General features: G+C 51.9%; 4 protein-coding genes. 2 read left to right on the top strand and 2 right to left on the bottom strand.

Annotated elements, in window-relative coordinates:
- The coding region (locus IGR76_17280; protein MBF2080213.1) for an IS5/IS1182 family transposase at nucleotides 1-158 on the top strand (158 nt) is incomplete at its 5' end.
- 74 nt (nucleotides 159-232) lie between these two features.
- On the opposite strand, the gene IGR76_17285 is transcribed toward IGR76_17280, so the two are convergent.
- Both IGR76_17285 and bchH read right to left on the bottom strand, forming a co-directional pair.
- Nucleotides 233-688, bottom strand: coding sequence for a GDP-mannose mannosyl hydrolase (locus IGR76_17285; GenBank protein ID MBF2080214.1), 456 nt, complete (start codon nucleotides 686-688; stop codon nucleotides 233-235).
- Nucleotides 689-768: 80 nt separating this feature from the next.
- Nucleotides 769-4551 (bottom strand): magnesium chelatase subunit H, encoded by a 3783-nt coding sequence (gene bchH / locus IGR76_17290; GenBank protein MBF2080215.1) that lies wholly within the window; start codon nucleotides 4549-4551, stop codon nucleotides 769-771.
- A gap of 329 nt (nucleotides 4552-4880) precedes the next feature.
- Between bchH and IGR76_17295 the strand changes: the two genes are divergently transcribed.
- Nucleotides 4881-5006, top strand: a complete 126-nt coding sequence (locus tag IGR76_17295) for an NblA/ycf18 family protein (protein MBF2080216.1) — start codon at nucleotides 4881-4883, stop codon at nucleotides 5004-5006.
- The last annotated feature ends 35 nt before the right edge of the window (nucleotides 5007-5041 follow it).

The following is a 5041-nucleotide window of genomic DNA, read 5'->3' on the forward strand; positions in this document are numbered from 1 at the left end:
TTGCTGAAACTACCATGTTCCGCTTTAAGACTATTTTTGGGGGCAATCTCAGTGCACGTCAATTTGACAATCAAGCCGTGGAATTGTTCATCAAATGTGTTGCGCTCAACCGCATGATTCAGATCGCTAAACCCGATAGCTACAAGGTTGAAGGTTAATACCAGGACACTCTCAAGGCGAACCTGACCGTTTTTCTAATCATGCAACAAAGCCGGGTGTTACTATCAGCCATCTACTCGCAGAAATAAAGCTTTGTATTTTCGTGAACATCTGGATCTTGCAAGATTTGGCGTTCAGATAACCAACGGTACTCCGTATGCTGCTCCGTGGGTGGAGAAAGTTGACTTGCAGGGAGCATGACCTCATGCCCTAGGACAACATAATGGGTTCCAAAACCGGGGATGCCAGCAACATTGTCGTCGTACAAATGCTCGTATACACCTAGAAATCGGGTATCATCTGCGCTAACGTGAACACCCAGTTCTTTCTGGGAGATTCGGGAACACGCATTTGCAATCGATTCGTCTTTCCGAATCCGACCACCAGGCACAAACCATTTCCCTTGGGCTGGTCTATTTTTGCGGCATCCTAGCAAAATGTTTTGATTCTCATCTCGGACGATCAAATCTATCGACACAAGCGGCGTTTTTTTGATAATGTCCAGGAACTCGTCCTCATCTAGGTACATAGATTTTCAAGGCGTAGACAGTATTTGGAGTATCATAGCAACTCATCGTCATCCCATAGCGTGACACGCTCGCCAAACCCCTACAGCGTTACTCCCTCCAATTCTTCATCCGTAATCTCATACAGATCCCGCAGTTTATCCAACGTGGTGTCGTTCGGATGCCAGAATCCTCGTCCGTGCGCCTCCAGCATTCGGCTGACAATGTTTCGGAATGCTTCAGGATTTGCTCGACGCAGCTTCTCCGCCATCTCCGTATCCAACGCATAGGTCTGTGCGGCCTGATCGTAGACCCAGTTATCTTTGAAATCTGCGGTTCCTGCCCATCCCATCAGCGCCGTCATCCGTTGCGAGATTTCGTAGGCTCCCCCTGAACCCTGATTCGCCATCGCCTCTGCCCATTTGGGATTGAGTAACTTGGTGCGATACTCCATTCGCAGCAGATCGTCCAACTTGCGGGGAGTGATATCTTTGGAAAAACTCTCCACAAAGCTAGCCGTCACCTTAGAGCCTTTTTGCATCTCTGCGGCTTTCTTGAGTCCCCCCGTATTGGCGTAGTATTCCTGAATGTCGGTGAGGCCATACTCCACCGAATCGATTTGCTGAACAATGCGATCCGTCGTTTTCAGAAGGGTATTCAAAACCTCTGGTCGTGCCTGTCCCTTATCCCCTCGACCGTAGCTAAAGGTGTTGCGTCCCTGCCAGGTATCGCCCAAATCGTTCCCCGATTCCCAGTTGGAGTCGGTGACGCGATCGTTGACAAGCGAGCCAAAGTCGCCGGACGGATTGGAAAAGAGACGGGCGGAAGGATTCTCAACGCCTTGGGCTTGAAGGGCGATCGCATGTTTGCGAATAAAGTTCTGCTCCTCTGGCTCATCGGCGTTAGCGGCGCGTTGAAAGAGATCGTCCAGTAGCTCAATAATGTTCACAAAACTATCGCGGAAGATGCCGGAAAGGTTGCCAAGTACATCGATACGGGGATGACCTAGGGTTTCCAGGGGTCGCAGTTCGTAGCGCACAATCCGCCCCGTCCCTTCTTTCACAGGTTCAGCGCCCACCAGTTCTAACAGGATACCGATCGACTCTCCCTTGGTCTTAATCGCATCCAGTCCCCACAGCATCACCGCAATCGTTTCGGGATAGGTTTGGTGTTCCTGGAGGTGCTGGTCAATCAGCTTAAGGGCGATCGCCCGTCCCCGTTCGTAGGCGGCAGGTGAAGGCATCCGGTAGGGATCGAGGGCATGGATATTCCGACCCGTGGGTAAGACACCAACACCATCTCGCAATAGGTCGCCGCCGGGAGCGGGAGGGATATATTCTCCATTAAGTCCCCGTAGCAGGTTGGTTAATTCATCCTGATTTTGCTGGAGCAGATGACGAATGGCGATCGCCTCATCTAGCCTAGTTTCTAGATCTGGCTCTACGGATTTTGTGCCATTCATGGAACTGAGGAGAGAGGCTTTGTCTTGCCCTTGGGCGATCGCCCGCACCCAATCCAGTGGCAAGGTTTCACCAAAGTAGGCACTGAGGTAAGATTCCAATTCTTCAACGGAAGGAGCCGCACCGAGGACATGAAGTCCAGAGGAAAAGAGACGATTTTCGAGAACTTGCAAATATTCGTAGAGTTTGATCAGGTAGCGGTCAAATGCTGCTGCACTGAAGAGTTTAACGTTCTCTAACGTGAACTCGATGCCGAGCTTTCGGGCCTCCTCAAGGGGACAGTCGGCATAGAGACCGGAATCGATAATCGTCTTGCAAATGGCATCTTTGAGAACGTAATTCTTTTCTGGATCTTCCCGGTACTCCGCAATCAAATCCCGCAGCGTTACCAACTCTTTATACAGACCAGCACGACCATAGGGAGGTACATTATGAGAAATCAAAACCCCGTAGCCGCGACGCTTTGCCAGAATGGACTCCGAGGGATTATTAGCTGCATAGATGTACAGATTCGGCAGATTTCCCAACAGCACATCCGACCAGGAATAGCCCGTATTGCCCAAGGGGGAACCCGGCAACCACTCCACCGTACCATGCATCCCAAAGTGGACAACCGCATTTGCGCCAAAGTCTTTCTGGAGCCACTGATAAAACGCCGCGTACTGGGGATGGGGGGTCAGATCCCGTTCAAACATCAGCCGCATGGGATCGCCTTGGAGTCCCAGCGGAGGCTGAACGCCAATCCACACATTCCCCAACTGCACCCCACCCAACAGATAGCGCGACTCCTCTGGACGTTCGGCGATCGCCACCGTGCGAATACCACTATCCGATAGACTTTTCCACTGCCGCTCAATTCGACGAGTCAACACATATCCTAGCCAGTGTTCCAATTGCCGTGTTGTAACCGTTGTGGTCGGTGTTTCGTCAAAAGAGATAGACTCTGGAATCCGACTCACGTAAAGGTCATCGGCCTCCTTCACTTGGCGAATCAAAGTCTCTCCATCCTCTGGCAAATCACCCACATCGTATCCCTGATCTTTCAAGGCTCGAAGGAAGACCATCAACGACTCTGGCACATTAAGCAATGCTGCGGTTCCGGTTGCACCATAGCCCGGAGGAAAACCGTAGAGAATAATGGCAAGTTTGCGATCGCCCACGGGAGTCCGCCGCAGATCGATCCAGTGCTTCACCCGACCCATCAACCGCTGCACCCGTTCGGGAACCAGATAGATATCATCGCCGACCAGCCCCCCCAGGGGAACCGGATCGATCGCGCCATCCAGTTCTGGTAACGCATAGAGAACCACACTTTGCAGCCCTCCTACGCCTTGGCGCGTCCAGGAATAGATATCTTGAATCAGGAGTGGAGCAGCGACTATATAGGGGACATTCTTAGCCATCAGAATGCGTTTCGCTACGTCCACCTGCCGTCCCGCCTCCATCGATCCTGCAGGGCCACCCACCAGCGGAAAACCAATCGTAGACACGATCGCATCCACACAAACCGCTTGATCCGACAGGGAAGGCGTATCATTTTGCCCGATCGCCCGTCGTGCCTGTTCGTAGGCTGTAGTCATCAGATCCCGCACTGCTACATGTCCCTCTACCCCGTTGATGAAAATCGGTACCGGAATCAGTCCCGCGTTCTCAAAGGCGCGAATCAGTTGGGGAATATAGGGTTGTTTGGTAATGACGTGCTTGCGATAGAGCAACATCCCCACCACGGGTGCATCCACTGGCGGAGAGAACTGGGAACGATACCAGGACAAATAGGCCGCTGGTGACTCAAAATAGCCCGTGTAGCCGGGATGGAGCAAACCCAGATTTGGAGTTTCAACGGGAGGGGCGATCGCCCCCACCGTCAGATCCAAATAGGTTTGTCCCAAATACCACAGCATGGACGCGACATTCTCCGCCCCCCCCGCATTCCAGTAGCCGTAGATAATCAGCCAGTTCCGCAGATCCTGCACCTTGCCCACGGGGATATATTTCAGCAGCTTTGGCCCCACTTTAAGAAAGCTCAAATACCCAGCCAGCTTGTCTTCCTCCCGCGAGTTGCCAAACTTGCTGAGAATGAACTGCAGAGGTTTGGGCATTCCTTTGGGCTTATCCCCAATCACAAACTTCCCTAATCGCGTCAGGCTCATCAGTTCCAGAGCCGACTCAAATACCAAGCGAATGGGAATATCCTGAACGCGATCGCGCAACCACAGCACCTGGTCATAGTCAAAGATCAGGCTGGCAAAGAATACATCTGCCCCGTCCAGTGCCGCTGCAATGACATCGGGCTGGCTGGTAATGTCGCGATCGCTAAACACCTGGACATCCAGATCCGGGGTGCGATCGCCCACCTGCTGCGCTGCCTGCCGATACAAATCAGCATTAAAAGACTCGAAGCCAGCAATGAGAACAACTCGTTTCATACCGTGACCGCCACCATTCCTGCGCTTACATTCAATTCGATGATTGTTCAAACGGCACAATGCCTACTTTCATCCTAAAGGTAGAACTCGAATAAGAACCGTGCGCCCATCCGTCGATTGAGAGATTTACGTTCTAATATCGTAACGTTTTGCAACGAAAGTCAGCTCTTGGATTGACTGAAAGTACACCCCACGGTACTGAATGAAGCTCTAACGACCATGTCAAACTGAATTCATCAATCCCATTCACCGATTTCAAGGGGACATCAGCCCAACGGCTCCCACTTACCCATCTCTCCACTCACCCATCTACACCCTAGGAGGCCACCATGGATCAATCGGCAAAACTCTCCCTAGAGCAGCGATTTAGCCTACGGTCATTTGAGACTCAGGTTTCCCGTATGACTCTGGAACAGGCTCAAGACTTTTTAATTCGGCTCGGCGTTGTTGCATGAAAGAGGGGTTGCGGGCGGGAGAGGCATGGTAAATT

The sequence above is a fragment of the Synechococcales cyanobacterium T60_A2020_003 genome (assembly GCA_015272205.1).
GTDB lineage: Bacteria > Cyanobacteriota > Cyanobacteriia > RECH01 > RECH01 > JACYMB01.

Bases quoted from the DNA above. Each gene is read 5' to 3' on its own strand.
- IGR76_17285 (MBF2080214.1), bottom strand. From the start codon at position 688: ATGTACCTAGATGAGGACGAGTTCCTGGACATTATCAAAAAAACGCCG.
- bchH (MBF2080215.1), bottom strand. From the start codon at position 4,551: ATGAAACGAGTTGTTCTCATTGCTGGCTTCGAGTCTTTTAATGCTGAT.
- IGR76_17295 (MBF2080216.1), top strand. From the start codon at position 4,881: ATGGATCAATCGGCAAAACTCTCCCTAGAGCAGCGATTTAGCCTACGG.